At 71.9% G+C, this 26,834-nt stretch carries 22 protein-coding genes; 7 read left to right on the top strand and 15 right to left on the bottom strand.

What is annotated here, in order from left to right; all coding sequences use genetic code 11:
• Positions 1-19 precede the first annotated feature (19 nt).
• On the bottom strand, positions 20-214 hold the full coding sequence (locus ABD882_RS10700; protein ID WP_345186791.1) for a hypothetical protein: 195 nt from the start codon (positions 212-214) through the stop codon (positions 20-22).
• Positions 215-500: 286 nt separating this feature from the next.
• On the opposite strand from ABD882_RS10700, the gene ABD882_RS10695 reads away from it, so the two are divergent.
• Complete coding sequence (locus ABD882_RS10695) at positions 501-1,403, top strand: helix-turn-helix transcriptional regulator (protein ID WP_345186789.1); 903 nt, start codon at positions 501-503, stop codon at positions 1,401-1,403.
• Here the strand turns inward: ABD882_RS10695 and ABD882_RS10690 are convergent.
• Both ABD882_RS10690 and ABD882_RS10685 read right to left on the bottom strand, forming a co-directional pair.
• A complete protein-coding gene (locus tag ABD882_RS10690; RefSeq protein WP_345186788.1) occupies positions 1,376-2,314 on the bottom strand; it encodes a hypothetical protein in 939 nt (312 codons plus the stop codon). The genes ABD882_RS10695 and ABD882_RS10690 overlap by 28 nt on opposite strands.
• Positions 2,315-2,526: 212 nt before the next feature.
• The gene (locus tag ABD882_RS10685; RefSeq protein ID WP_345186787.1) at positions 2,527-4,029 is read right to left on the bottom strand and encodes a helix-turn-helix transcriptional regulator; all 1,503 of its coding nucleotides are present in this window, start codon (positions 4,027-4,029) and stop codon (positions 2,527-2,529) included.
• Positions 4,030-4,118: 89 nt separating this feature from the next.
• On the opposite strand from ABD882_RS10685, the gene ABD882_RS10680 reads away from it, so the two are divergent.
• Entirely contained in the window at positions 4,119-5,159 is a 1,041-nt protein-coding gene (locus ABD882_RS10680) for a glycosyltransferase (RefSeq protein WP_345186785.1), read from the top strand.
• Between the two features lie 37 nt (positions 5,160-5,196).
• Here ABD882_RS10680 and ABD882_RS10675 read toward each other — a convergent pair whose 3' ends face one another.
• Positions 5,197-6,111: a glycosyltransferase gene (locus tag ABD882_RS10675; protein WP_345186784.1), complete on the bottom strand. Its 915-nt coding sequence runs from the start codon at positions 6,109-6,111 to the stop codon at positions 5,197-5,199.
• Positions 6,112-6,239: 128 nt separating this feature from the next.
• Between ABD882_RS10675 and ABD882_RS10670 the strand changes: the two genes are divergently transcribed.
• Together ABD882_RS10670 and ABD882_RS10665 are read left to right on the top strand one after the other, a co-directional pair.
• A complete protein-coding gene (locus ABD882_RS10670; protein WP_345186782.1) occupies positions 6,240-8,426 on the top strand; it encodes a glycosyltransferase in 2,187 nt (728 codons plus the stop codon).
• Positions 8,423-9,376 carry a glycosyltransferase family 2 protein gene (locus ABD882_RS10665; RefSeq protein WP_345186781.1) on the top strand — a complete coding sequence of 318 codons (954 nt, stop codon included), beginning with the start codon at positions 8,423-8,425 and terminating at the stop codon, positions 9,374-9,376. The genes ABD882_RS10670 and ABD882_RS10665 overlap by 4 nt, the downstream gene beginning before the upstream one ends.
• 8 nt (positions 9,377-9,384) lie before the next feature.
• Here the strand turns inward: ABD882_RS10665 and ABD882_RS10660 are convergent, their stop codons facing one another.
• Genes ABD882_RS10660 through ABD882_RS10610 form a run of 11 tightly spaced genes read right to left on the bottom strand, consistent with a single transcriptional unit; the run spans position 9,385 to position 24,235 of the window.
• Positions 9,385-10,473 carry a glycosyltransferase gene (locus ABD882_RS10660; RefSeq protein ID WP_345186779.1) on the bottom strand — a complete coding sequence of 363 codons (1,089 nt, stop codon included), beginning with the start codon at positions 10,471-10,473 and terminating at the stop codon, positions 9,385-9,387.
• Entirely contained in the window at positions 10,470-12,329 is a 1,860-nt protein-coding gene (locus ABD882_RS10655; protein WP_345186778.1) for an ABC transporter ATP-binding protein, read from the bottom strand. Before ABD882_RS10655 ends, ABD882_RS10660 begins: the two co-directional genes overlap by 4 nt.
• Positions 12,323-14,560 (bottom strand): glycosyltransferase family 4 protein, encoded by a 2,238-nt coding sequence (locus tag ABD882_RS10650; protein WP_345186777.1) that lies wholly within the window; start codon positions 14,558-14,560, stop codon positions 12,323-12,325. The genes ABD882_RS10655 and ABD882_RS10650 overlap by 7 nt, the downstream gene beginning before the upstream one ends.
• Positions 14,553-15,524, bottom strand: a complete 972-nt coding sequence (locus ABD882_RS10645) for a glycosyltransferase family 2 protein (protein ID WP_345186775.1) — start codon at positions 15,522-15,524, stop codon at positions 14,553-14,555. The genes ABD882_RS10650 and ABD882_RS10645 overlap by 8 nt, the downstream gene beginning before the upstream one ends.
• Entirely contained in the window at positions 15,521-16,639 is a 1,119-nt protein-coding gene (locus ABD882_RS10640) for a glycosyltransferase (RefSeq protein ID WP_345186773.1), read from the bottom strand. Before ABD882_RS10640 ends, ABD882_RS10645 begins: the two co-directional genes overlap by 4 nt.
• A complete protein-coding gene (locus ABD882_RS10635; protein ID WP_345186771.1) occupies positions 16,630-18,876 on the bottom strand; it encodes an N-acetylneuraminate synthase family protein in 2,247 nt (748 codons plus the stop codon). Before ABD882_RS10635 ends, ABD882_RS10640 begins: the two co-directional genes overlap by 10 nt.
• Positions 18,873-19,595, bottom strand: a complete 723-nt coding sequence (locus tag ABD882_RS10630) for an acylneuraminate cytidylyltransferase family protein (protein ID WP_345186769.1) — start codon at positions 19,593-19,595, stop codon at positions 18,873-18,875. Before ABD882_RS10630 ends, ABD882_RS10635 begins: the two co-directional genes overlap by 4 nt.
• Positions 19,592-20,626: an RNA-binding protein gene (locus ABD882_RS10625; protein ID WP_345186767.1), complete on the bottom strand. Its 1,035-nt coding sequence runs from the start codon at positions 20,624-20,626 to the stop codon at positions 19,592-19,594. The genes ABD882_RS10630 and ABD882_RS10625 overlap by 4 nt, the downstream gene beginning before the upstream one ends.
• A complete protein-coding gene (locus ABD882_RS10620) occupies positions 20,617-21,597 on the bottom strand; it encodes a glycosyltransferase family protein (protein ID WP_345186765.1) in 981 nt (326 codons plus the stop codon). The genes ABD882_RS10625 and ABD882_RS10620 overlap by 10 nt, the downstream gene beginning before the upstream one ends.
• Positions 21,597-22,541 (bottom strand): glycosyltransferase family 2 protein, encoded by a 945-nt coding sequence (locus ABD882_RS10615; protein ID WP_345186763.1) that lies wholly within the window; start codon positions 22,539-22,541, stop codon positions 21,597-21,599. Before ABD882_RS10615 ends, ABD882_RS10620 begins: the two co-directional genes overlap by 1 nt.
• Positions 22,538-24,235, bottom strand: a complete 1,698-nt coding sequence (locus ABD882_RS10610) for a tyrosine-protein kinase domain-containing protein (RefSeq protein ID WP_345186761.1) — start codon at positions 24,233-24,235, stop codon at positions 22,538-22,540. The genes ABD882_RS10615 and ABD882_RS10610 overlap by 4 nt, the downstream gene beginning before the upstream one ends.
• Before the next feature lie 188 nt (positions 24,236-24,423).
• Here ABD882_RS10610 and ABD882_RS10605 point away from each other — a divergent pair, with 188 nt between their 5' ends.
• From ABD882_RS10605 to ABD882_RS10595, 3 genes are read left to right on the top strand one after another with little or no spacing between them, the layout of a single operon-like run.
• Positions 24,424-25,614 (top strand): O-antigen ligase family protein, encoded by a 1,191-nt coding sequence (locus tag ABD882_RS10605; RefSeq protein ID WP_345186760.1) that lies wholly within the window; start codon positions 24,424-24,426, stop codon positions 25,612-25,614.
• Positions 25,614-26,501 carry a nucleotidyltransferase family protein gene (locus ABD882_RS10600; protein ID WP_345186759.1) on the top strand — a complete coding sequence of 296 codons (888 nt, stop codon included), beginning with the start codon at positions 25,614-25,616 and terminating at the stop codon, positions 26,499-26,501. The genes ABD882_RS10605 and ABD882_RS10600 overlap by 1 nt, the downstream gene beginning before the upstream one ends.
• Entirely contained in the window at positions 26,498-26,809 is a 312-nt protein-coding gene (locus tag ABD882_RS10595) for a hypothetical protein (RefSeq protein ID WP_345186757.1), read from the top strand. The genes ABD882_RS10600 and ABD882_RS10595 overlap by 4 nt, the downstream gene beginning before the upstream one ends.
• Positions 26,810-26,834 lie beyond the last annotated feature (25 nt).

The following is a 26,834-nucleotide window of genomic DNA, read 5'->3' as shown; positions in this document are numbered from 1 at the left end:
CGTCCTGCGCTGCTCGACGTCAACCATTGATCGATATCTCCCCAGAATCGTCCATCATCCACCCCGCCCGGGGGCCCCCGAACGGCATCGCCTCCCCCGTCTCCAGGTCGAAGGCGAGGTCGAGGTCCGGTCCCTGCGGCACGTATGCCGCCGCGAGGATGACCGACAGGTTCCAGGCGGCTCCCACCGCGACCTGGCCCTCGTCGCTGCTCATCCTCATCCGCATCGCCATCCACCCTCGCCCCAGCGAGGATCCCCCCAGCGAGGATCCGACGCGGCCCCCTCTCACCATCGTCCGGGCACTCGGCGTCCCGGACGAAACCCACCCGGGATATCGGCAATCCGCGCGCCTGTCGGTTTACATTTCGGTCGATCCGACACCGTTGTGACGCTGGATTACCACCTCTCGTCAGGCATTCAGCCAATACGTCCGACGCCGTGGCATGGTGGGATCCCGCTTCCGCTGACGGCTGGGAAGGAGGAGCGGACGCACCGCGACCATGCGCATCGACCACGGACTCGACACGCAGGACGCCGCCGCCCGCGCGCTCCTCGCCGGCCTCGGCTGGGTCGTCGATGAGGCCGCCGTCCCCTTGCGGGTCGGCGGCGACCTCCTGAGTACGGACAGTTTCGCACTGGCCCGCCTGTGGCACACTCCGCTGCTCTTACGCCCCGTCGCGAAGGAGGCGAGACCCGACAACGGCCGTTTCACCGCAACCCTCATCGTCGAGGGCAGGGGGGTGCTCACGATCGACGGCGCACCGCACTCGTTCGAGCCGGGAACTCTGCTGATCTACGACCGGCAGCTCTCCGAATCGATGCAAGCCGACGCGTCGATCGCAGCGATCCACGTGTCGCACTGGTGGACCGCCATTCTCCGCGCTGGGCAGCGTCGCGAGGACGTGCCGGTGGCCAGCAGGCCTCCCGCACAGCTCGTGGGTCTGCTCATCGCGATGGTGAACACCACGTTCGAGCAGCGCCTCGACGAATCAGACCTCGGCTTCGCCGCCTGGCTCGCCTCGATCGACTCGGCCGTGTCGTCGCTGCTCGGCAGCACGCTGCGCGCTCGCGCTGCCCTCGCCAGTCCCGTCACGCTCTATGAGCGCGCCCTCGCCGTGATCCAGGAGCGGCACGCGGATCCGGCGTTCACGGTCGCGGAACTCGCCGAGCACTTCGACGTGTCCAAGCCCTGGCTGCACCGCGCGTTCGCGGAGCAGGACACGTCACCACGCCGCGTGCTGATGGACACGCGGATCGCGCACGCTCGTGCACTGCTGCCTCTGCTGCCGACACCTGCGGCGATCGCCTCCGCGGCGGAAGCGTCGGGTTTCGGCACGAGCAGGGCGCTGCGCCGGGCATTGCGCGCGGAGGAGCCTCACACCCCGCCCGCTGGAGTCGGCTGAGCGCTGCCGCGGCTCCGCCCTGTCAGCGCCGCCTGCATCGCGGCCGTTGAGGGGAACCCGGATGTCCGTGCGACGGCCACGATGTCGACGTCGGGCCCGCCGAGCTCCATCCGCTCGCGCGCGGCCGCTGCCCGCAGCCGCCGCAGCTCAGCCCTCGGTGTCGTACCCGCGGCACGGAACGCGCGGAACAGGCTCGACGCCGAGGAGAAGGCTCCGTCGCTGATCTGCGCCATGGAGAGGTCGGCCCGATGGTAGTTCTGCTCCAGGAACGTCAGCGCGCGCCGGTAGAGCTCCGCGTTGGCGGGCGACAGCCCGTCCGGGATCCAGCTGCCGCCGGACTGCGCCAGATAGGCGACGGCGTGCTCGACGGTGCGCCAGTAGGCGGCGAACGCGGAGTCAGCAGAGCTCAACCTCGCGGCGATGCCCTGATTCAGCACCGAGGTGAACAGGGACGCGGACACGGCCGACGGCCGCAGCACCCGCGCGGGCGACGCCGCTGGTCCGAACCCGGCACCGATCCGCTCGTGCCATGGCCCCGACGCGGACAGCATGGTCGTGGGCCGGGCGCTCCGGAACTCGAGCGCGTCCAGATCGTCGATCATCAGCTCGCCCTCGCGCACGAGCCGGTGGCGGCCGCCGAAGCAGAATTCGGCCTCGCCTTCGACCATCAGGATCGCGCGCCAGCGGGGCTCCCCTCCTTGCCGCGGATGCGCCCACCGCGCTGTCATCGGCGTGGCACGGATTCTGGTCGCGAACGCCGACACCCCGCCGATCCTGTTGACGTGGATCCGCGGCGGTTGCGGCGAGTCGACGATGTCCCAGCCGACCTCGATCGCCGAGTCGCGGATGCTCGCGACGTCCCACCACTCCGCGACGGCACGCCGATTGCCGCCGGCTGCATTCCTCTGCACGCGCAGTTCTCCCCTTCTGAGCCCTCCCCAGGGCGGAATCGGCGGAGGCCGCGGCATGCACCGCGCCGGACCGATTCCCACAACACCGACGACCTCGGGAGATCGTCGGTTGGTCCACTCAAGCGCACGTTCCGAGCAATTGGTAGACACTGCGTGAAAATCACCCCCGCGTTCACCCTGTGGCGAGACGGCGAGCAGAACACCGGTGGATCTCAGAGATACCCGGACTCGGCCGCGTGCCGCACGGCCTCGGCCGCGGATGTGACGCCGAGCTTGCGATACAACGAGCGCTGCTGGCTCTTGACCGTGTTCACGGACCGGAACAGTGCCTGTGCGATCTGATCACGGGTCTCGCCCCGGGCGAGCCCGGCCAGCACCTCCGCCTCGCTGCGCGTCAGGCTCGGCGCCTCGAGCACGCCGGTGTCGGCGAGCAGGAAGCCCGCCGGCAGCAGACCCGGAATCCGTTCCGCGAGCCGCGCGAACACGCCCGGAGCGAGGATCCGCAACATGCCGGCCTCGTACGACTCCGAGCGCGGGTTCAGGTCGGACAGGTGATCGACGGCCGTCGTGGCCGCCACCGGATCCTCCGTCAGACAGTGCGCAAGGCTCAGCAGCAGGGTTCGCCGTCGCTCGGCCTGGCGCAGCCCCTTCGTCATCGACTTCACCGCGGTGAGATCGCGGATCGCGGTCCGCGACGCGCCGGAGGCAAGAGCGATCATGGTCCCGATGAACCAGATCGGCCAGGAGCGGTCGTCCACCTCCTGCCATTCCTGCTTGGCCCGCGGGACGTTGCCGCTGAGGAGCGATTCGAGCGCCAGCAGAGCGCTGGGCGCCGACCGTTGAAGACCGGATCCGGTCGCACCGAATCCCGCGGCCACGAGCGACTCGAGTCGCGCGCGCGACTCGGAGCGGCGTTCGGCGACCACACCGAGGCGCTGCAGCGCGAGCAGGTGGAACGGCCAGATCTCGCCCATCTGACCGTAGGTGAGCTGCAGGACGCGCTCGAACGCCGTGCCGGGGTCGCTGTCGGCATCGAGCATGGTCACGACGAGGGTCTGCTCGGAGTCCAGAGACCGCTCCACCCAACTGTCCGAACGGGGAAGCTCCCGCGCCTCGCGCAGGTGCGCCTGAGCCACGACGGGGTCGCCGCAGAGGCCGTGGATCAATGCGGAGCGCAGATGCGCCTCCCGGGCGAAGAACTCGAAGCCTGCTCGCAACGGCACGCGCAGCACCCGTGCATAGAGCGACAGCGCCTCGTGCAGCCGCCCGTCGAGCGCCGCCGCGATCGCGGCCTGCTTGAGATAGAGGCTGCGGATCCCATTGCTCGGATCGATCACCGTCGGGATCGGATCCGTGACGTCGGGCAGCACGGCGAGCATCTCGTAGGCCGTGCCCGCCTCGCCGATCACCCGCGCCTGCGCGGCATCGATCAGCACGTGCCAGCGATGCAGGTGCGCCGGCAGATCCGGCGTGTGCGGGAGAGCCCCCGCGGAGTCCGGCTTCTCGGTCGTCACGGGTGCCAGCATGCGCGCCACGAGCGAGGCCACCGGGTTGAGTCGCAGCCGCTCGGGAGCAATCTGCGCGATGACTCCGGACAGCTCGTCCGGGGGCATGGCGAACCACAGGTCGACCGAGCGCGTGCCGATCAGCCGCACCACGGCGTCCTGATCTCCCCGGCGGGTCGCCTCCCGCACCTGCCGCGCAATCTCGCGCATGGCCTCACCCCACTCGGGCAACCGATCCCCTGCCCCTGGTGCGAGCTTACCGATCGCGCCGCAGACCTCCCGCGTGTGACGATGGTCGCATGCGTCTGCTCTACGTCTCGCCGGGTCCGCTCGACGCGAAGGCCGTCGACGGGCTCTCGCAGTTCGCCGTCACGTGGCCCGGTGACGTCGTCACCGTCGCTCCGGCGGGGGCGAACGCCGCGCCCGCGGAGACGCCGGCAGTGCGCGTCATCACCGAGCAGCCCTCGGCCGACACCGTCCGTGCACTGTCGCCGGACGTGGTGCTCGCGCTGCACCGGCCGGAGTTCGCGTGGCTCACGGCCATCGCGCCGACCGTCTACACGGCCGAGTTCACCCGCCGCATCCGCACGGATCAGCAGCACCTCACCGCGCACACCGGCCTCGACCGCGCACGGATCTCGGTCGGGCAGCTCCGGCGCGAACGTCAGTATCGCGCGATGGCCTCCTCCGCCGCGGGGCTGCAGTGCAACGGCCTCGCCGCATGGGACGCGTATGCACGGCTCAGCCCGAGCCCGCTCGCATTCCGGGACCATCGGATCCGCGCCGCCGATCTCGCCCTCGCGCGCACACGCGACACCTGGGACGGAAGGCGGCCGCTGCGGGTGGCGTTCTCCGGCCGCATCACGGCGGTCAAGGGCCCGCGGACGGTGCTCGACGTCGCCGCGCTCATGCCCGAGGTCGAGTTCGTGGTGCTCGGGGACGGCGATCAGCGCGCGGAGCTGCAGCGCCGTGCGCCGGGCAACGTGCGGTTCGCCGGGTTCCTGGCCTTCGCGGAGTGGACGGCGTACGTGCGCGAGCACGTCGACCTAGCACTGCTCCCCTACCCGCAGGGCGACCCGTCCGGCACCTACTACGAAGCGCTCGGCAGCGGGGTGCCGGTCGTCGGCGCCCGCAACACCACCTGGCGCAGGCTCGCGGACGACGAGGGACTGGGCTGGGCGGAACCGGACGCGCCGACGATCGCGGAGCGGATCCGCACCCTGCGTCCTGCCGACCTCGATGCCGTGCGCACGCGCGCGCTCGACGCGCTCGTGCCGTTCGAGGAGGTCGCCGCCCAGCGCGTCGCCCACCTCGCGACGATCGCCGCCGGCGGGCGCTGAGCTGCGCCCCGGCTTCGGCCGGCCGCGGCGGGCACGGTCACCTCGACGAGCGTCCGCCCACGCGCCGAGCGCGGGACGAGAGCGTCCGCCAGACGCGACGCAGTGCGTTCCGGATGCTCTTCGCGACGCCGATCGCGCGGGGGAATCGCACGCGGAGCCGCTCCAGCAGTGCGTAGCGGTATTTGAGGTCCTGGATCTGGTCGTGCTGCCGGAAGATGAACGTGAACAGGTCTTCCGCGTGGTCGGCGTAGGTCTGCAGATTGTTGCGCAGGATCCGCGAGTGCGCGGCGATCAGGTCGTCGCGCGTCATCCGCGAGTTCACCGATCCGGCGTCTCCGATACGGTAGAAGAAGTGCACTCCCTCAAGGCGATGCGGCACGCCGCCTCGCCCGAGCACGCGCAGGACGAAGTCATGATCTTCTCTTCCCCGCCGCATGGTCTCGTCGTAGCCCCCCACCGCCGCCCAGTCGTCCCGGCGGAACAGCGCCGCTGCGAAGATCTGGTTGTGCACGAGGAACTCGGTCCAGTCGAAATCCGGCAGACGCCACGGTCCGGACAACCGGCCGAAGAACTCCGCCCGCGAGTACACCAGCGGGACATCGGGCTGCGCGTCGAGCACGGCGACCGCCTCGGCCACGTAGGTCGGGGAGATCCGGTCGTCGCTGCCCAGCGGCAGGAAGTACGCTCCGGTGGCGACGGCGATGCCGGCGTTGAGCGCCGCAGCCGGACCCCCGTTGTCCTGCCGGATCACCTGAAGCCGATCGTCGGTGCGCAGCTCGTCCAGCAGCTGGAGTGTCTGCGGATCCGTGGATCCGTCGTCGACGACGACGATCCGGGTCTGGGCGTAGGTCTGGGCGAAGACCGAGTCGAGCGTCTCGGCGAGCGTCGCGCCGGAGTCGAACACGGGGATGACCACGGTCACCGCCGATGCGGACACCGATTGCGAACTCACGGACGCATCCATTCACCGGTTCGAATGAGCGTCAGGATCGCTCACGGGACCCTCAGTCTAGCCACAGGCAGGCGCCGGGATCCGGGCGCGATCACCACCCGTCCGCGCGCATTGAATAGGGTGGACGCGTGCGCGCCGAGCCCCCCGAAGCAGCGAAGCGCGGGGAACTCTCCCCGCGAGTCGTGATCGTCGCGCAGGAGCCGCCGATGCGCAAGGCTGACAGCGCCGGCGTCGGGTACCTCCGGGATCTCCTCGACCTGCTGCGCGACCGTGGCGCGCGCGTCACCGTGCTCGTCGCCGACACCGAGACCAGCCGGCGTGCGGCCGCCGATGCCGACGGCTACGACCTCGTCCTCATCCCCACCTCGCGTGCCGTGACCGCGGCGGGCGCCACCAAGGACGCGATCAGCACGCGCCTCGCGCCGATCCGGCCGCCCCGCGGTTTCCTCGCGGCTCTGCGCCGCCACCCGGCCGCGCTCGCAGCCGTCCGTGCGGCGGATGTCATCGACGTGCAGTGGCCGTCGATGACCGCCGCCCTCCCCGCGCTGCACCGGCTTGCTCCGCGCGCCCGCCTGATCGCGACCCTGCACGACGTCGCCAGTCAGGGACTGCGCCGGCATCGCGCGCAGGCCCGCTCGCCGAAGACCTGGATCCGGTTCGCGCTGAGCACCGTGCAGGCCCGTGCGGTCGAGATGCGCACCACCGCCCTCGCCGACACGGTCATCGTGTTCAGCGAGAAGGATCGCGCGCTGCTGCCGCGCTCCGAGCGCGTCGAGGTCGTGCACCCGCCGCTCGCACTGCCCGGCGCGGTGCCGGTCGCCGAGCCTGGGGAGAGCCCGGAGCTGCTGTTCGTGGGGCCGCTCTATCGCGGCGAGAACCGCGAGGCGCTGCTCTGGTTCGCGGATGAGATCTGGCCCCGGGTGCGTGCCGCGGTGCCCGACGCGCGCCTGCTCGTGGCGGGACGGGCCACCGCCGCGCATCGCGCGGCGTACGCGCACGCCAGCGGGATCGAGTTCGTCGGCTTCGTCGACGACCTGGAGCCGCTGTACGCGCAGGCCGCGGCGGTCATCGCGCCGCTGCGCGCCGGCGCCGGCGTCAAGTTCAAGGTAGTCGAGGCGCTGGTGCGCGGCGTGCCTGTGATCGGCACGTCCGTGGCGTTCGAGGGCATCGGAGACGAGACGCAGCAGCCCCGGCGGCACGATGACGCCGCAGACTTCGCCGAGGCCGTCCAGGCCGCGCTGCGAGATCCGGCGGGCGCCCGCGAACGCGCCAGGTCCTGGCAGCACTGGGCCGAGCAGAACTACGCGCCCGAGGCGTTCGCCCGACGGATCGCCGGGATCTACGGGCTCGCCGCGGCCGTCACCGCCGCCCCGGTCGCCCCCGTCGAGAGCGCCCCTCTGGCCAGCGTGGTCATCCCCGTGCGCAACGGGGCGCACGGCATCGCCCGGCAGCTCACCGCCCTCGCCCAGCAGGACGTGGCCGCGCGCCTCGAGGTGATCGTCGCCGACAACGGCTCGACCGATCGCACCGCCGCCGTCGCGCTCGCCCACCACGCCGGATTCCAGGATCTGCGCGTGGTCGACGCCGGAGCGCACCCCGGCGTGAACCACGCGCGCAACGCCGGCGTGCTCGCCGCGCGCGCCGAGAAGGTGCTGTTCTGCGACCACGACGACGAAGTGCATGCGGGATGGGCTGCGGCGATGATCCGCGCCCTCGACGACGCCGACCTCGTGGGCGGCCGCTTGATCCTCACCCAGGAGGACACCGGAGGCGCCCACGTCATCGGCGAGGTCTCGGCGCTGCGCACTGCCCTCGGCTACCTCCCCTACGCGGTGGGGGCCGACCTCGGCGTGCGCCGCGCGGCCGCTCTCGACGTCGGAGGCTTCGACGAGAGCTTCCGCCGTGGTCACGACGAGGTCGACTTCTGTTGGCGCGTGCAGCAGAACGGATCCACGATCGCCTTCGCGCCCGACGCCGTCGTCACCTACCGCCAGCGCCGCGGGGCCCGAGACAGAGCGCGGCAGAGCTACCATTCCGCACGCACGTCGATCCTGCTGTGGACCCGGCACCATGGCATCGCGCCCGTCGTCGCCCCCTCACCCCGCCGCGCCGTGCGTGACGCGGTCACCTCGGTCCGCTATCTGCCGCGGCTCCTCTCCGCGGCGCGGCGCGACGAGGCCGCCCGGGCGCTCGGCTGGGTGTGGGGCACGCTGGACGGGCAGCTGCGCTATCGCGTGCTGGGGTCGCCGCCGGCACCGCGGTTGATCGACGCCCACCCGATGCCGCCCGCCCCGCACGAACGGCGGACGCCGTGACGGGCGACGCACGCGTGACCGTGGCGATCGTCGCCTACCGCCACGCCGCGTACATCGAGCAGTGCGTCGCGTCGATCCGCAACCAGTCCGTCCCGTGCCGGATCCTCGTCCTCGACGACTGCTCCCCCGACGACACGGCAGACGTGATCCGGCGCCTGGCCGCCGAAGAAGGCTCCGGTCCGCAGATCACCGCGCTCCTGCAGCAGGAGAACATCGGCCTCCCGGCCAACCTCAACATCGCCCTGCGCCTCGCCGACACCGACTACTTCGTGTATCTCGCCGGCGACGACTGGTCACTCCCCGACCGGCTCGAGAAGCAGATCGCGGCGCTCGACGCCGCCGGCCCCGACGCCGGGCTCTGCTACACGGACTGCCTGCGCGCCCGAGCCGACAGCACGCTGCACGACGAGCGGTTCAGTCAGAATCATGCGCACGTCTTCTCCCCCGATGCGGCGGATCCGTACCGTGAGCTGCTGCTCGTCGACAACTGGATCCCGGCGCCCACGGTCATGTTCCGTACCTCGGTGCTGCGCGTGGTCGGCGGCTTCGACGAGGCGATCCGGTACGAGGATCACGACACGTACGTCCGCATCGCACGCGAACATCGGCTGGTATACGTCGATGAGGCGCTGTCCGTGCATCGCGAGCTGGACGACGGGCTCGGCACCGAGATCTTCCGGCCGAACAGCAGGGACTGGCTCGAAGGCCAGCTCCTGATGGAGCGCAAGCAGCTCGGCGTCGACCCTGCACTCACCCGCGAGCTCTGCGGGCGGCTCCGCGTCCGCGCCATCCGGCTGTTCAAACTCGGCGGAGACACCCGTCTCGCTGCGGAGACGATGGGCATGGTCGTCCGGGCGAGACCGACGCTGGATCCCGTGCTCTGGGGGTACTGGCTGCTGGCACGCATGCCGCGGCGGGCGCGGAGCGGTTCCCGCCATCGCGCGGGCTGAGCGGCGTTTCAGCGTTCAGGGAGCGCCCGCAGCGCCTCGGCGACCTCATGCCAGGTGCGCCGGAAGGTGAAGCGCTGCTCGACGTCGGCCCGCGCCGCAGCACCGACGCGACGGCGCAGGGCGGGATCCGCGACGGCCTGGCGCACGACCGCGGCGACCCCGCCAGCGTCGTGCAGTGGCAGGGCCAGGTTCGTCCGCCCGTCGTCGATGTACTCGCTCATCGCCGCGGTGCGGGTCACGGCCGTGCAGCGTCCGCATGCCATCGCTTCCAGCAGCACGCTCTGCCCGGTGGGATACGCGAGGTCATGCGTGGGCACGACGACGAGATCGGCCGCGCGGAGGTTGTCCCGGTGCACCGGCATCGACGTCGGCGGGTGCAGGCGCACGTTGGCGGGCGGATCGAGGATCCGGTCGGGCTGGGTGAAGATGTCGTAGCGGATCTCCGGGGTCATCCTGGCCGCGTCGACGAGGGTGTCGAAGTCACGGCCCCGATCGATCCCCATCGCCGCGACCTGCAGCCTCGGCTGCTGCGGCTCGGCGGGCGTGTACCAGGACTCGTCGACCCCGAATGGGACGAACACGACCTTGTCGGCCGCGCCGATCGACGCGAACGCCTCGACCTGGTTGGGCGAGAACACGAAGATCCGGTCCATCTGCGCGGCCGTGCGGGCGATCCGCGCCCGCTGATCGGCCGATCCGTGCAGGATCTCCTCCGCCCACCAGCAGGAGACGACCGCGAGCGGCACCCGCGCGTAGGGCGGGATCCGGCGTCGCCGCAGTGCCGCGGGCAACACCGCCTTGTCCTCGAGCATGCCGAGCACGACGTCGGCCCTCGCCGCCCGCACCAGCCCCCGGACGGCGAGGTCGGCCCGCACCCCCGTGCGATGCTCGACGACGTCGCGCAGCTTGCGGTGCAGCCGGCCGCGGGCGGGGGCGATCGGCATCAGATCGAGGCCCTCGTCCATCAGCAGGTCGATCCGATACGGGCCGGGCACGCGATCCTCGGGCGGGCCGAGGTGCTGCGCGCGCCGCACGCCGTCGTGGTCGAAGAGCCCGAGCACCCGCAACGGGCGCCGCGCGGCGAGGGTCGCGGTCACGAGCGCCCCGCGAGGGGATCCGGTCGCTCCGCGGCGGCATCCGAGCGTTCCGTGCCGAGCTCGCCCAGCTCGACCATCCGCGCGAACTCCGGCACCGCGGCTCGCACGGCGGAGAACGATCCCTCGCCGCGCACCCTGCCGCCGCTGAGGAACACGAGCGTGTCGGCGTCTCGCACGGTCGACAGCCGGTGCGCGACGATGATGATCGTCATCTCGCCATGCAGCGACGCCAGCGATGCCGCGATCTGCGCCTCGGTGTCGTTGTCGAGCGCGGACGTGGCCTCATCCAGCACGAGCACGCGGGGCTCGCGATACAGCGCGCGGGCGAGACCGAGCCGCTGACGCTGTCCTCCGGACAGGCGGGATCCGCGTTCTCCGATCACGGTGCGCACACCGTCCGGCAGCTCGGCGACGACGTCGTCCAGACGCGCGAGGGTGAGCGCTCGGCGGACCCGCTCAGGATCGATCTCGCTCTCCGGCAGACCGAACGCGATGTTCGCCTGCACGCTGTCGTTCAGCAGGAAGGCATCCTGCGGCACGACGCCGAGCCCGCCGTACCAGCGCGCCGGATCCTCCAGGATCGGCACGCCACCGCAGGTGATCGATCCGCGGGTCGGGGTGAGCAGCCCGAGTACGAGGTCGACGATGGTCGACTTGCCCGCGCCGCTGGATCCCACGAGCGCCGTGGTCTGGTGCTCGCGGATCACGAGATCGATACCGCTCACGACCGGATCCGTCGCATCAAGGTAGGAGAACTCGACGCGGTCGAGGCGGATGTCACCGCGCAGCGGCTCGGCGATGACCGGCTCCTCGACGTGCGCCTCGCTGCTCTCGAGGTCTTCCACGGCGGTCGCGAGGATCCCCATGCTCGCCTCGGAGGCCCGCACCGCGCCGATGTTCTGCGTCATCAGGTTCATCGTCGGCAGCGCCCGCATCGCCGCGGCGCCGAACAGCCCGAGCGTGGCGATCGTGCCGGCGGCCGATCCGGTCGAGAACATGATCGCGGAGACCCCGGCGAGCGCGAGCGCGAACACGACCTGCGACACCGCGGCCGGAATGGTGCCGAGGGTGGCCAGCAGCCGGTTGGATCCCAGCATCCGGGCCTGGGAGGCCTCGTATTCGCCGAGCAGGCGCCGCCCCGTCGACGACAGCCGCACCTCGCGGAACCCGTGCACGAGCGGCAGCAGGAACGACCAGCTGCGCAGGTTCGCGTCCGTGCTCGCCGCGCCGGCCCGGCGCTGCGCCGGCTGCAGCCGCCGCTGCGTGACGGCCATCGTGCCGCCGAACAGCACGATCGTGAACGCCGTGACGAGGGGCGAGGCGACCAGCAGCACCGCGCAGATCGCGATGAGCGTGAGCACGCTGGTGTAGACGGTCAGCACACAGGTGAGCGCGTTGCCCACGATCGCCACGCCGCCGACGTTGCGCAGGATCTCGGCGTCGGATCGGCGCCGGTGCGACGCGTACGGCTCGGCCGAGTAGGCGCGCAGCATGGCCGTGTTCGCGGCGACGCCGAGCCGGGCGCTGCGCCCGTTCTGGGTCCACACCAGCAGCACGCCCAGCCCGCTGCACACCAGGAACAGCAGCGCGATGCACAGCGCGAACATGGGGATCACCACCCGCGGATCCGTCGTGCCCAGCATGCTCGCGAGCACGCCGACCGATCCGGATCCGGTGCCACCGCCCGAGATCAGAGACATCAGCGGGATCATCGCGATGACCGGGATCGTGCTGAGCGCGGTCTGCACGAGCATGAGCACGACCGCCACGCTGATCCAGGACACTGCGCGCACCCCTGCGAGACGCATCAGCGCACCGAGGCCGCGTCGCACCAGCGGGTCGAAGATGATCAGCATCTCGCCTCCTCCCCCGCGGGCCGGTACGCCCGCCCGATCGCCGCCGTCATGTCGCCCGGCGTGGTCAGCCGGTCGCGCGGCACCCGCCGGGCACCGGCCAGCGCCGCGGCGGTCGCGGCGCGGTCGTCCGGATCCACGCAGCGCTCGGGGCCGACGATATCGCCGTTCCCGCCCACGTCCGACGCCACCACGCGGAGCCCGCGCGCCACCGCGTCCAGCAGGGTGTACGAGCAGTTCTCCCACACCGAGAGCTGCGCGATCACGTCGGCACCGGCCATGGCGGCCTCCGGATCCACGAACCCGGGGAAGTCCACCGGCACGCCGAGACGGTCGGCGAGAGCCACGAGCTCGTCGCGCTGCGGCCCCTCCCCGGCGACGGTCAGCGTCGCCTCGGGATGCGCCGCATGCAGTCGGGCGAACGCCTCGATGAGCCGATCGATTCGCTTCTCCGCAGAGAGTCGCGACAGCGACAGGATCCGCAGGCCGGGAGCGGTCGTCCTGTCGGTCCCTGCGGCGGGCGTGCGAGGCTGTTCTGGCGCGTCGACCCCGTTCGGGATCACCACGACCGGTCGCCGCACCCGCCACTTCGCGATCATGGCGTCGCGCGTCGCGCGCGACACGGCGATCGCGCCGGCGAAACGGCGGAAGCGCTCCCGGTGCACGAGCGCCATGAGCCGCGCCTGCGCCGAGGAGCGGTGATAGACGCCGTCGTCGAGCGCGATGCCGTGCTCGGTCGTGAACCGGCGGGCGGTGCGCGGCAGCCGGGTCCAGGCGCTGACGATGTCGGCGTAGGCGAGGTGCGAGTGCACGACCTCCGGATCCGTCGCGCGCACGGCTTCGGCGACCGTGCGCCGCGAGGCGACGAAGCCCGCATCCGGCCCGAACGCCCCCGTGATCACCGGCGTGTCCTGCGCCCGCAGCCGCTCGGCGAGGGCGCCCTCGGGGCAGAGCACCGTGATGCGCCAGCCGGGGATGCCGGCGCGGGTGGCGTCGAGCACGTGCCGGGCGACCCCGCCGATCGGAGCGACCGGGACGAGCCAGAGCGCGCGGCGCTCCGCACCCCGCTCGGACCGCCACTCGCGGAACAGCGCCAGCCAGCGCTCGGCCATCCGCTCGTCCGTGAAGACCTGCTCATAGGCCGCCGCGTTCGCGTGCCCCCATGCCGGATCCGCGCTGAGTTCGATCCCCTGCTCGATGCCGGCGGCGAGCTCGCTCGGAGCGCACAGCACGGAGTCGGGCAGCAGCGCCTGCTGGTCGACGTTGCCGCCGACCGCGGTGAACACGAGGCCCTTGCCGAGGGCGGCGGCTTCGAGCGGAAGCAGGTCGAAGTAGGCCGTGCGGTTGGGGATCACGAGGAACCGCGCCCGCGCGATCGCGGGAGTCGGGTCGTCGAGCCAGCCGAGGTCGTGCACCGCGTCGGATGCCCGGCGATCCGGCCCGGCGCCGAGCGTGCAGAAGCGCAGGTCCGGCCGCTCCGCGGCGAGCGCCTCGGCCGCGGCGAGGAAGAGGTCGTATCCCTTGTGCGCGACGTAGCGCCCGACGAACAGGATCGCGGGATCCGCGTCGCCGTCATCGCCCGCCGTCTCGCGGAGCACCGGGCGCGGCACGCCGGACAGCACGTATCGCGTGGGAGTCGTCGCGAGGATCCCCCCGAAGGCGTCGACGTACACGCCGGCCGCACCCCACGTCGGAAACACCACTCGGTCGGCCAGGCGGAACAGGGCACGCTCGTCCCTGATCATCCGGCGGCGGGTCCGGGCGACCTTGCCCGGCGCGCGCCCGGCGTTCATCATCGCGAACTCGTCCCCGCTGAGGGTCGGGCTGTGCGGCATGTACCACGTCGCCTTCCCCCGGCTCCGGGCGAACCGGAGGCGCCGCGGATCCTGGAAGCCCTGGAACACGACGACGTCGGCCGCCGCGATCTGTGCGCGCAGCCGCGGGGTCATCCCGCTCTTGAGCGCGTGTCCGATCTCGTGCCGGATCCGTCCCACGATGCGTCGGATGCTCGGCGTGCGGCGGGTGCGGGCGGGGGCAGGGCGCGGCTCGCCCGTGGCGCGGTTGCGCTGCTCGAGCACGAGGCCTGCGAACCGGACGTCGACGTCGGGACTGTCCGTCCGGGCGAGCGCGGCGCGCAGGTTGTACGTGTACCCGGTGGGACCTCCGCCGGGGGCGATCAGGTCGCACACGACGAGGACGCGGGTCGGATCCAGCGCGGCGGAAGACTCAGACATGCGCCGTCACCTCGTCGGGGTGCAGGGCTCCGGACAGCCCCGCCGACTCGACCAGCCACGCCACATGCTTCTCGGCGAGCCAGCGCGGCGAGCGGGCGACGACACGATCCGCCGTACGCGCCCGCCGCTGCAGCTCCGCCAGCCCGTGGCGAGCGGCCGTGCGGTGCACCAGCCGGTTCCACACGCCGGCGGGCGCCGTGGACGCCGATCCGCCGGATGCGGGGTCGGACCGTGCGAGATCGGACGGTGCGAGACCGTGCTTGGCGTCGAACGCGCGCTTCGCCGCGCCCGCGAGGAACGCCCGGGTCACCCGGACTTCGGTGGTGGTGGCGGCGACGTGATGCGGCGTCTCGAGCTCGGGCGCGAGCACGATCCCGATCCCGGACTGGTGCAGCCGGTAGCCCCAGTCCACGTCCTCCCAGCCGTAGGCGCGGAACGCGGTGTCGTAGTCGCCGATCCGGTCGTAGGTCTCTCGGGCGACCGAGACGTTGCCGGCCCAGTACCGCCAGGCCGATTCCGCGGGCGCCGCGTAGGCGTCAGCCCGGAACCGCCCGTCACGCTCCCGACCGTAGGCACGCGCGTAGGCCGTGTCGGGGTAGACGTTGCGGTACAGGCCGATCACCCCGCACACCCCCTCCGCGTGACGCGCGACATGCGCGGCCACGTACTCCGGGCCCGGCCGCAGGTCGTCATCGCAGCGGATCAGGATCCCGCCTCGTGCGTCCGCGAATCCCGCGTTCAGCGCGGCCGAACGGCCCCGGTTCTCCGGAAGCACGAGCGCGCGCACCGGCAGGTCGGCGGCGGCCTCAGCGATGACCGCAGCGGATCCGTCGATGTCCCCGTCGACGACGACGATCGCCTCCCACGCGGGCTCGGTCTGGGCGCGGAGCGCGGCGAACAGGCGCGGCAGACGCGCGGATCCGCCCCGGGTCGGGACGACGATGCTGGCGAGGGGCGCGGTCATCGCGGATCCTCCTGCGCGACCATGGCGCACATCTCGACGACCTGTTCGGCCCAGCGCGGCCAGTCCAGCGCTTCGGCATAGTGCGCGGCGGCGGACCGGCGCGAGACGTCGCTCTGCTCGCCGCGGCTCAGAGCGACGAGCAGCCGGGCGGCGCGCGCGATCGCGGCCTCGTCCTCGTTCGGCACGAGCCATCCGCTGAGCCCCTCGGCGATGATGCTCGGCACGCCGCCGGTGTCGGTGGTGATCGCCGGCAGACCATGCGCGGCCGCATCGGTGAGGGTCACACCGGCGGCGTTCGCACGCGCGAGCTCGAGCAGCACGTCGGCCCGCTCGTACTCGTCTGAGAGCTCAGCGGCCGTGAGCCTGCCGGGGACGCGTACGTCGTCCGGCAGCGCCGGCGCGCGCCCGACCACCGTGAGCGCGATCTCCGCTCCCGCAGCGCGGGCCGCGTCGACGGCGGCGAGCGCACGGTCGCCGCCCTTGCGCTCCCAGTCGCTCGCCACGACGAGCACTTCCAGCGGCCCTCCGCCCGAGGAAGGACTGTCGCCCGACGGCAGGATCGCCGCGCCGGGGGGCGCCACGACCACGCGCGCCCGATCGACGCCCGATCGCACGAGGCCGTCCGCGGCCCACGCCGAGGCCGCGACGTACCCGGTCGTACGGCGGGCGGCGAGCACCCCCACCCGACGGACCTGCGCCGCCGAGAGCCGGCTGAGCCCCGTGAAGACCGAGTACCGATCCCTCATGTCCTCGAATCCTGCGTCGACGTACTGCACGACGGGAACGGATCCGCCCAGATGCGCGACGTCGACCGAGGCCGCGACCGCGAACACGACGCCGACGTCGGCTGCACGCACCCGCCGGGACGCGACCCTGCCCCGCGCGCGGGAGGTCGCCAGGCCGAAACTCCACAGATACCGCTTGCGCGAGAGCCGGGCGGCGAGCCGGTCGACGAACGCCGTCGGAACGTCCGCGGTCGAGATCGCGGACACCTCCGCGACGGTCTCGAGCGCACGCAGCATCGGCAGCACTATCCCCGACCATGCCGACGGATCGTCCGTCCGCCACGGGGTGAGGACGGCGATCCGCACGCGTTCCGGATCCGTCACAGCCACGCCTCCATCCGATCCAGAGCGGTCCAGAAGCCCTCGCCGTTGTTGACGTGGCCCTGCCAGATCTCCGGGATGAACGGCACGCCGGGCAGGAGCGCATCGAGCTGCGCGCCGAACGCGGGCCAGTCGATGTCGCCCTCGCCGACCTGCACGCCCTCACCGTCGACGCCCGTCGCGTCGACGAGGTGCAGGTGGATCGTGTGCGGCGCGAGCAGATCGACGGCCTCCGAGAACGCCATGCCCAGCCAGGTCGTCGCGAGCTTGGTGTGCGAGGCGTCGAAGCAGAGCGGGGTGCCGGTCTCGGCGGCGAACTGCGCGGTGTCGCGCGGATCCACGAACAGGTTGTGGAACTGCTGTCCGCCCATCAGCCACGGATACGGCGGCAGGGTCTGCGCGGCGATCCTCACCCCGTCGGCATCGAGTCGCGCCAGGGCGTCGGCGATGCGCGCATACTTCGGCGCGCGAGCGGACGGCGGCAGGTGCCGGTCCTTCGTGAACCCGCCCATCGTGACGACCATGACCGGATCCTGATCCGCCGTGAACCACCGGCGCAGGTCGCGGGTGATGTCGATCGTGCGCTGGACTTCGCGGATCGAGCGCTCCCAGATCTCCGGATCCGCCGAGGCCAGATCGACGAGGAAGTCACCCGCGAACAGGTCGGGCAGGTGGGTCGTGAACGCGATCGGGAGCCGCTGGGTGAAGACCGACGCGGGGTCGACGTCGAGATCCTTGTAGGAGAAGTGGAACTCGAGGAAGTCCGGGTTCGACTGCACCCTCAGCGCCGCCTCGTCGTGGTAGCGCACCGGCAGCCCCCACGGCCGGCGGAACGAGAAGGGCCGGCCGGCCGGTGCGACGTCGCGCAGGTCGCCGTCGAAGAAGAAGTCGCCGTCGGCCATGTCCCGCGCGAGCGTACGGCCGAGCAGCTGCGGCAGCACGTTCGGCTGCAGTCCGCGGCCGGGGCTCTTCACCGCGACGTCCTCCGCGGCGAGCACCGTGCCCGACACGAGCGGCCGCGCGGCGACGAGCGACTTGGCCAGCGTGACCCGGTTCATCTGCTCGCCGGTCGAGACCGTGCGGGCGGATCCGGTGCCCATCGACGACTCGATGTCGCGGATCTGCTCGACCATGATCCGGAACTCGTCCGGCAGCAGCGACACCGTGTGGTCGTTGCCCTCCATCGTGCGGTCGACGGTGAAGTGCTTCTCGATGATGTGCGCCCCGCGGGCGACCGCCGCGACCGGCACGTGCCAGCCGCGCTCGTGGCCGGAGTATCCGACGACCCCCTGGCCGATCTCGGCGAGCCGGTCGAGGTAGCTGAGATTGAGGTCCTTGTACGGCGCCGGGTAGGTCGACTGGCAGTGCAGCAGCGCGAACGGCGCCCCCTGCCCGCGCAGCAGCGTGGCCGTCTCGATGATCTCGCTCTCCCGCGACATCCCCGTGCTCAGCACGAGCGGCACGCCGCGCCCTGCTGCGTCGAGGACCAGCGCATGGTTGGTGAGGTCGGCGGAGGCGATCTTCATCGCCGGGATCCCGTAGTCGGCGAGAGCCTGCACGCTGGGCGCGTCCCACGGCGTGCACATCACGTCGACGCCGGCGTCCTTCGCATGGTCGAACACCTCGAACATGCTCTCCGCGGACAGGGAGAACCGGCGCAGCAGATCGAGCGTGTACTGCACGCCGAGGTCTTCGCCGCCCGTCGCCGCGCCCCGCTGCCGGTACAGCGCATCCATGTCGCGCAGCTGGAACTTGACCGCGTCCGCGTCGGACTCGACGGCCAGATCCACTAGCTTCTTCGCGAGGTCGACGGATCCGTTGTGGTTGTTGCCGATCTCCGCGATCACGAAGGTGGGGTGGCCGGATCCGATCTCGTGCCCGCCGATCCGCAGCGTCCCGGTCTCATCGATCGCGATCGCCCAGAGGTGTCCGCGGTCGTCGACCATCGGCACGTGGTGCACGCCGTCGCGTCCGAGCAGCGGCGCGATCTCGGCGACGGGCGTGCCTCGCGGCACGCTGCGCACGGCCCGGTTGGCGACGGTCGCGCAGTCCACGTCGAGCGTGGCGTCGGGGTGGGCGATCAGCCAGCGCCGGAAGTCGCCGTCGGAGAGCGACCCGAGCAGGATCCCGTGCGCGTCGACGCAGAACACGATCCGCTGCTTGTTGGCGTTGATCTTGCCGAGCCCGGTGAGGATCGGATCCTCCCCGAACACGATGTACGGCGCGATGTCCCGTTCGATGATCATGAGTGCTCCCCCCGTCGTGCCCCGTCGGGGTCGGACGCCATATCCTGCAGCACGGCTTCGGCGATGCGCAGATCGACGAGGGTGTCGATGTCGACGCCCTCGGCCTCGTCCATCACGAACAGGCCCACGCGGCCGCCGATCCTGTTGTTCTCCCGCTCGTAGATCTCGGTGCGGGTGAGGTAGAGGGATCCGGTCTCCTTGTAGAAGTAATCTCCGCTCTGCAGATCCTGGCGTCGCGGGCGGGCGGAAGGGTCGTACTCCGCGGTCGCACTGCCGCCGACCGCCGTCGCGGGATGCCAGAAGAACGGCGTCTGCGGCACGACTCCGACCAGGCTGTCGACTCCGGTCTCGGCGAACTCCTGCACGGCGCGCTCGATCGTGCCCGGCAGCCGCACGGGCGACGTGGCCTGCAGCAGCATCACGGCGTCAGGACGGCGTCCTTCTGCAGCGCGGTGCCGGATCGCGTGCAGGATCACGGGTTCGGTCGGCGTGGTGTCCTCGGCGAGCTCGGCGGGCCGCAGGAACGGCACATCCGCGCCGGCGCCGCGTGCGATCGCGGCCAGTTCGGCGTCATCGGTCGACACGAGCACGTCGAGCCCCGCGGCGAGCGCCTGCTCGATGCTCCATGCCACGAGCGGCTTGCCGGCCACGGCCCGGGCGTTCTTACCGGGGACGCCTTTGGAGCCGCCGCGCACGGGGATCACGCACAGGATGGTCATGGTCGTCCTCCTTCGGCGAGGGCGAGCACCGCATCGGCGATCGCCTTCGCGGGTTCGATGGCCGGCGGCTCGGGGGGCGCCGTCGGCGGCGACCCCCACTCGGCGAGTTCGTAGCGGTCCCAGAACTCGCGCACCCACGCCGGCGGGCGCACGCACGTCACCCATGCGTCGCGGCCGGCGGCAGCGGCCTCGAGCACACCGGTGGAGAAGATCGACACGACGGGTCCGGTGCTCGCGGACAGCGGCCCCGGGTCTGCGAAGCGGATCCCCCTCCGCCGCCACAGTGCGTGCTGAAAGCGGGAGAGCCGGTCGACCTCGGCCGGGTGCGGACGGTACAGCGCCCCGGTCTCCCGGCAGAACCCCGTCGCCGTCGCCGCGCTGATTCGCCGCGGCAGCTCGGCCCCATGAAGCTGCCCCAGGAAGATCGGCGCGCCGGCCGTCCCGGCCGCCCGGGCCGTGGCCGCGGCGGCCTTCCAGAGGAGCTGGCTGCCCACGGACTCGCCCGTCACGTCGGCCCGGCCCGAGCGCCAGAAGTCCGCGTCGCGATCCGAGAAGGCCAGCAGGTGCGCGCCAGGAGGCAGCGGCGCCATGAACGGCGTGAGCAGCCCGTGCTGCACCACCACGTACCGGGCGCCGAGCGCCTGCACCCAGAGGAACGCGGCATGCCCGACCGGCAGGTAATGCCCGGCCGAGACGACGGCCCGCACCGCGCGCAACGTCGCGGGAACCGCCGCACACCCGACCGCCGTCACCGTCCACTCTCCCGGCAGCTGCGCGGACACGTCGGCCGGAGCGAGCACCGCGGCCGGCACATCGCCGAGATGCGCGAGCGGTTCGAGCACCGACGCCAGCGCCGTCGGAGTGGTGGCATCGAGGGCGAACAGGACGCCGGGATCCGCTCCGCGCCGGTGCAGCATCATCGGGCTCGCCGGCACCGGGCGGCGCATCAGATCGCGCGCGCGCCGCACCACGTGCCGGCCGCGCTGCCAGCGCTGCCAGGCCGCGAGATCCTCCGGGAACATCAGGCCCATGCCGCACGCACCTTCCGCATGCGGTGCACGAGGGTGTGCTCGGCGAGGGTGCGCCGCCGGCCCGCCTCGCGGATCCCCGACGCCCAGACCGGATCGCGCCGTGCCCGGCGCACCAGCTCGACCAGCTCGTCGTCGCTGCGGAACACGAGCGTCTCGGTGCCGACGTCGTAGTGCTGCGCGACATCCGGACGATCCACGAGCTGCAACGCGCCCACCCCCGGCGCCTCGTAGGTGCGCATCGAGAGCCCGTCGTGGCCGTCGCCGTGGATGTTCAGCGTCGCGACGCTGCCCGCCATCACGCCGTAATAGGTCGAGCGGTCGATGTCGCGATGCGCGGGAACGCCCGCACTTCGCCACTGCCGGGTGCGCAGCACGTCCCACGGGTTCCGCGACCATTCCCGGCCGTATGCCTCGACCGGCTCCCCGGCGTCGGCGAGCACGTGGAGCAGGCGTGCGCGGGCGGGGTAGCGGGATCCGACGAAGCTGACCCGTTCGCTCGGCCGTGGTGTGAAGGCGGTGAGCGAGTCGAAGCCGTCGGGCAGCACGTCGGCGTCGAGGCCGCGCGCGCGCAGGGTGCGCGTGTCGTCGGGGCTGTAGCTGAACACGCGTCCGACGGATCCGAGCGTCGCGTCGTCGTAGGTCATCCGGGACAGCTCGTCGTACAGCCAGAGCGCGCTGCGCGCCCGCGAGGCCGCGAGCGCGTCCCACCAGTCGGCGCCGAGGAAGTCGCCTTTCACGACGAGGACTGCGTCAGGATCCGCGTCCGCGAGGGCTGCGATCGTCGCCGCGGTGGCCGTGCCGCGCACTCGATCCGCGACGCCCGAGCTCTCGTAGCGGTGCGCGAGCGCGTTGCCGACCCGCCCCGCCGTGTCGTAGCAGTGCACGGCCACGTCGAGATCGAGCGCCTCGAGCGCGGAGGCGAAGGCGCTCCAGTATCCGTGGAACACCGGGCTCACCAGGAGGACCTTCATCACACGCCTCCCCCGGGACGGATCGCCGCGAGCTCGCGGCGGAACGCGGCGAGCGGCGTGGTGTCCCGGCCCGCCACCCGGCGGCCCGCGTTCCAGACCAGGTTCACGACGCTCGCCGCGCGCAGCCCTGCCCGCAGCAGCCCCGGCCGCTCCCCCCACTTCTCCGCATACCGCAGCCGTGCCTGCACCAGCCAGCGCAGCCGTCGATCCGCGTCCGAGGATCCGCCGCCCTCGTGCCGCACCCGCACCGTGCCGAGGAACACCGACGGCACCCCGGCCGCGGTGAGCCGGCGCTGCAGATCGACCTCTTCGACGTTCATGAAATAGGCCTCGTCGAACCCGCCGATCGCGTGGAAGGCCGCCGTCGGGATCAGCAGCGCGGCGCCCATCACCCAGTCCACCGGCAGGACGACCCCGGCCGTGCACCGGGTGTCGTGGCCCACGGCCTCATGCAGGCGTGGGCGCCACCGTGCGAGCGGGGTGAGCCATTCCACGACGTGGTGCCGGGTGCGCGGCCAGCGCCGGCCCGCCCACTGCGTGGCGCCGTCGAAGCCCACGACCAGCGGCGCGCACACCGCGGGCTGCCACGGCGCGGACGCCCGGACGAGATCGGCCACGAACGACGGATCGATATCGAGGTCGCTGTTCAGCACGAGCAGCAGCGGATGCTCCGCCACGGCAGCGCCCGTGTTCACGGCGGCACCGAACCCGCCGTTCCGCTCCCGGCGCAGCACGGTCACCCCGTCGTCGTCGCCGAGTGCGAACGGCTCCGGCGAGGCATCGTCGACGACCACGATCTGCAACACGGGCGCCCCGACCTGAGCCCGCAGCGCGCCGACGAGGGCACGCGCGCCCGCGGAATCGCCGTACTGCGGCACGACGACGGTGAACCCGTCCTCACCGCTGCCCCCGGTCGCGTCCGGCACCGACCGGACCGCGTTCACGGCCGGACGTTCCTGCGGGCGTATCGCGGGGTGACGGACTCCTCGGGATCCGGCTCTGGCTCCGGCGATTCCGCCGTTGCGGCCGCCCCGTCCTCCTCGTCCTGCAGCCGGGCGAGCGTCGGCACGCGCGGCACGACCGTACGATGCGGGCGGGAACGCCCGTTACGGGAACCGGGCGCGGATGTCGAACTCCGCGCATCGTCGGCGACGAGGCCCTCGTCGTCCGCCCCTGCATTGTCGAAGGTCGCCGGAGAAAGGTCGGCCATCGCGGCGAACGCGGTGATGTCGTCGTCCGCCTCGTCGGCCATCCTCCCCGACTGCACGTAGTAGCGGCTGTTCTTCTGGTAGTAGCCGTAGCCGTTGTCGCCGCCCTTGAGCGAGACCAGGTTGAGCACCACACCGAGGATCCTGGCCCGCGTCTGCGCGAGCTGGGTGCGCGTCTCGGCGATCTCGGCCTTTCGCGTCTTGCCCATCGCGACGACCCAGACCAGCCCGTCGACGACGGTGCTGAGCACGCTCGCGTCGGTCACCGGCAGCACGGGCGGCGCGTCGACCACGATGTAGAAGTCCCTGCGCAACGCGGTGAGCAGCTGCTGCATCGCCGAGGATCCGAGCATCTCGGACGGGTTCGGCGGGATCCCTCCCGCCGGCAGCACGAACAGATTCGGATCCGATGTGCGCTGGATCGCACTGGCGACCGGAACCTGCCCGCTGAGCACTTCGCTGAGCCCGATCGTGCCGTCGATCTCGAAGCCGCTCGCGACCGTGGGCCGGCGCAGGTCGCCGTCGATGACGAGCGTGCGCTGTCCGGATTCGGCCAGCACGCGGGCCAGGGACCGGGCCGTGCCCGACTTGCCTTCGCCGAGGTTGGCGCTGGTGATCATCACCACGCGCACCTCCTGGTCGACGCTGGAGAACCGCAGCCCCGTGCGGATCTGGCGGTAGGCCTCGTGGGCGACCGCCCGGGCCAGGGCGTCCCTCTTGCCGTGCCCCTTGAAGTCGAGCTTCGGCACCCGGCCGAGCACACCGGTGCCGACGAGCGCCGGGATGTCCGTGTGCGCGCGCACCCGCACGTCGAGCGCCCGCCGCAGCAGCAGCACGGCGAGCCCCAGCACCAGACCGGACAGCGCACCGATCCCGATCGCGAGCGTCTTGTTCGGCTCAGAGGGGCGTGTCGGCGCCACGGCCTCGTCCATCGGCACGATCGCGATGCCGTTCGACGGCGCCACGGCGACCGGCGTGCCCGGCGGAGGCGGCGTGGCCGTCGCCCCGGCGACGTCCTCGATGTGCGCGACGACCTTGGCGAGGGCGTGCAGGGCGCCGTTGGCGAGCTTCAGGGCGCTCTGCGGATCCGACGCGTTCGCGGTGACCTCGACGAGCGTCGAGCCCGGCACGACCCGCGCGCTCAGCGATCCGTGCAGATCCGAGGTGGACACCCCGGCCTCTTTCGCGATCTCCTCGCGCACCTGGCTCGAGTTGATCAGCGGCATGTACGCGCCCGCGCGGGCGACGGCCTCGTCGGATCCGGCGACGACCGAGGTGCCGGTCGCGGCGATGAATCCGGTCGCCTGCGAGCTGTACACGGGAGTCGCGACCAGTCCGTAGGCGAAGCCGGCGAGCGCACCGAGGACGAGTCCGAGGAAGAGGTACTTCCAGCCCCGTCGGATCAGGGTGATGAGGTCGAGCACGGTCACGACAGGCTCCCCAAAAGCTTCGTCGGGGAGCGATTCCCAAGTGCCCCAGCGTCGGCTCCCCAGTAGACGCTTGCCGGTCAGTCTAACCACGCGATGCCGCGATGTCCTGCTTTCCGGCAAATCCGATCTGACTGGGATACCAGAATGTTCCCCCCTCCCCGACGTCTGCGCGGCCATAGACTCAGCGCGTGGCCATAGCGAGCACTGGGGTGTCGCCGGCGTCACGGGGTGGGGCGTCCCGGGCGCTGCATCTGCGCGCCCTGCTGATCCCGGACGGGCACTCCGCGCGGATCCTGGACGCGATCGGCGGGGCCATGCTGGTCTACCGGATCGGGGTTCCCGGCATCCCGCTGCCGATCCCGCAGCTGGTGATCATCGCGATCCTGGCGGTCGCCGTGTTCCGCCGGCCCACGCGCTCGTTCGCGTCCGCATCGTGGTACCCGCTCACGATGGTGCTGCTGCTGATCTTCCTCGCGACCGAGACGTATCTGAACGGGCTGGATCCGATCCGCCGCGCGGGCAGTTTCGCCGCGCTCATCGCGTTCGCGGGGTTCCTCGCGAGCGGACGGCTCGATGTCGGATCGGTGATCAAGGGCCTCGGCGTGGGGCTCGCGCTCAACGTGGTGCTGTTCTATCTCCGCATCGCGCCCAATGCGTATGAAGGCAAGCTCACCGGTCTGCTGCAGGACAAGAACGCGGGCGCTCTGGTGTACGCCGTGGGTGCGATCCTGCTCGCCATGGCGACCCGGATCCTCTGGAAGCGGCTGCTGATCGTCGCCGCCGGCGCGGTGGCCCTCGTGCTCACCGACTCCCGCACGACCATGGCCGCGTACGCCGTCGCGATGCTCTACCTGCTGGTGTCGACCTGGCTGAACCGCGGGCTCCAGCTCGTCGCGCTCGTCGGCGCCGTGCTCGCGTTCTTCTGGGCGGACAACAACCTCACCACCCTCGGCGACTACGCCTTCGACCGGAAGGGATCCGACGCGTTCCGCATGCGGATCGACTTCGCCTCGGCGCAGAAGGCCGCGGCGGCACCCTGGTACGGCAGCGGGCTCGGCACCGCGACCGTGAATCTCGATTCGGGCACCTGGTTCTTCCACAACTCGTATCAGGGGCTGATCGTCGAGGGCGGCGTGGTGCTCACCGTGGTGACGATCGGCGTGTATCTGGTCACCGGGCTCGGGCTCAGCACGCACGGATTCGTCGACGCCACCCCGTTCGACGCCCGCGCGGTGACCGCGGCGACCCTGGTCGTGTGCCTCTGCGCGGTGCGGCTCGGCGAGGTGTTCTACGCGCCGGTCGGGTTCCTCGTTGTGGGGGTGGGGCTGGCCCGGCTGCTCGATCCGGCCGGCCGGGACAAGGCGTGGTGGGCGCCCTGATGACCGATCCCGTCGCGCCCGGCTCGCCGCTCTCGCGGGTGCCCCCGTGGGCGAACGTGCATCTCTCGCATGCCGCCGTGCAGCGCGTCGCGGAGCTCGCCGGGGTGGACGTGCTGCACATCAAGGGCCCCGCCACCGACGTCTCGCTGCGGCAGGGCATGCACCGTTCCTCCGACGTCGACGTGCTCGTGCGGCCCGCGCATCTGGAGCGGCTGCTCGCCGAACTGGCCGCACACGGCTGGACCCCGTTCACGGGCTTCGATGAGGGATCCCCGTTCGGTCATGCCGCGAACTTCGCGCACGCCTCGTGGTGCCTCGCCGACGTGCACCGCCGTCTGCCGGGGCCACGCGCCGATCCGTCCGCCGTGTTCGATCGCCTGTGGCGCGATCACGGCGTGGCCCAGATCGCGCATCAGCCGTGCCCCGTGCCGTCGCTCGCCGGGCAGGTGCTCGTGCAGACTCTGCATGCCGCACGCTCGCACGGATCCGAGCGCTCCGACGCGTGGCTGCTGTGCGGCGACGAGTTGCAGGCCGAGACGCGCCACCTGGCCGCGGAGCTGCAGGCGACGACGGCGTTCGCGGCCGGCATCGGCGAGCTCGATGAGCATCGCGGCGCGCCGGATCACGCGCTGTGGAGCTTCTGGTCACGGGCTGACGGCGACAGGCTCGACGAATGGACGGGACGGATCCGCGCCGCCAAAGGCTGGACTGCCCGGCTGCGGGTGCTGCGGCAGGCGCTGCGCGTGAACCGCACGCATCTGGCGCTGCGGCTGGGACGTGAGCCGAACCGCGGCGAGGTGCTCCGGGAGCAGTTCGCGCGGATCCGACTCGCCGGAGCCGGGCTGCGCCGGCGCATGGGTGCCACGAAGGCGGGTGAGCGCCGGTGAGCCGTTACGCGATCTCCCCGGACGTGGCCTGGTTCGAGCCCGCCCAGTACGACGGACCGGACCATCTCGTCTGGGCCGCCCGCCTCGACACCGCCGCCCAGTTCGAGTTCACCGACACGGCCTGGCTCGTCTGGATGCTGCTCTCCGACGGCGTCGCGTCCGTGCCCGGACTGCTGGCCGAGCTGGCTCGGATCCACGCGGAGCTCGGCGCTCAAGCCACCGGCGCGACCTTCGACGCGGCGTCGCTGACGGCGTTCCTCGACGACCTGGAGCAGAGCGGTCTCGTCGTCCGCACGCACGACTGTTGAGGAGAACGCACGACGGTTGAGCGGA

The sequence above is a fragment of the Microbacterium panaciterrae genome, from assembly GCF_039541635.1.
Classification (GTDB): Bacteria; Actinomycetota; Actinomycetes; order Actinomycetales; family Microbacteriaceae; genus Microbacterium; species Microbacterium panaciterrae.
This window is presented reverse-complemented; position numbering and strand designations above follow the sequence as displayed.

Excerpts from the sequence above, each read along its gene's own strand:
- ABD882_RS10630 (WP_345186769.1), bottom strand. The coding sequence starts at position 19,595 with ATGACCATCCTGTGCGTGATCCCCGTGCGCGGCGGCTCCAAAGGCGTC.
- ABD882_RS10680 (WP_345186785.1), top strand. The coding sequence starts at position 4,119 with ATGCGTCTGCTCTACGTCTCGCCGGGTCCGCTCGACGCGAAGGCCGTC.
- ABD882_RS10650 (WP_345186777.1), bottom strand. The coding sequence starts at position 14,560 with ATGTCTGAGTCTTCCGCCGCGCTGGATCCGACCCGCGTCCTCGTCGTG.
- ABD882_RS10625 (WP_345186767.1), bottom strand. The coding sequence starts at position 20,626 with ATGGGCCTGATGTTCCCGGAGGATCTCGCGGCCTGGCAGCGCTGGCAG.
- ABD882_RS10635 (WP_345186771.1), bottom strand. The coding sequence starts at position 18,876 with ATGATCATCGAACGGGACATCGCGCCGTACATCGTGTTCGGGGAGGAT.
- ABD882_RS10655 (WP_345186778.1), bottom strand. The coding sequence starts at position 12,329 with ATGCTGATCATCTTCGACCCGCTGGTGCGACGCGGCCTCGGTGCGCTG.
- ABD882_RS10620 (WP_345186765.1), bottom strand. The coding sequence starts at position 21,597 with ATGAAGGTCCTCCTGGTGAGCCCGGTGTTCCACGGATACTGGAGCGCC.
- ABD882_RS10695 (WP_345186789.1), top strand. The coding sequence starts at position 501 with ATGCGCATCGACCACGGACTCGACACGCAGGACGCCGCCGCCCGCGCG.
- ABD882_RS10700 (WP_345186791.1), bottom strand. The coding sequence starts at position 214 with ATGAGCAGCGACGAGGGCCAGGTCGCGGTGGGAGCCGCCTGGAACCTG.
- ABD882_RS10645 (WP_345186775.1), bottom strand. The coding sequence starts at position 15,524 with ATGACCGCGCCCCTCGCCAGCATCGTCGTCCCGACCCGGGGCGGATCC.
- ABD882_RS10600 (WP_345186759.1), top strand. The coding sequence starts at position 25,614 with ATGACCGATCCCGTCGCGCCCGGCTCGCCGCTCTCGCGGGTGCCCCCG.
- ABD882_RS10685 (WP_345186787.1), bottom strand. The coding sequence starts at position 4,029 with ATGCGCGAGATTGCGCGGCAGGTGCGGGAGGCGACCCGCCGGGGAGAT.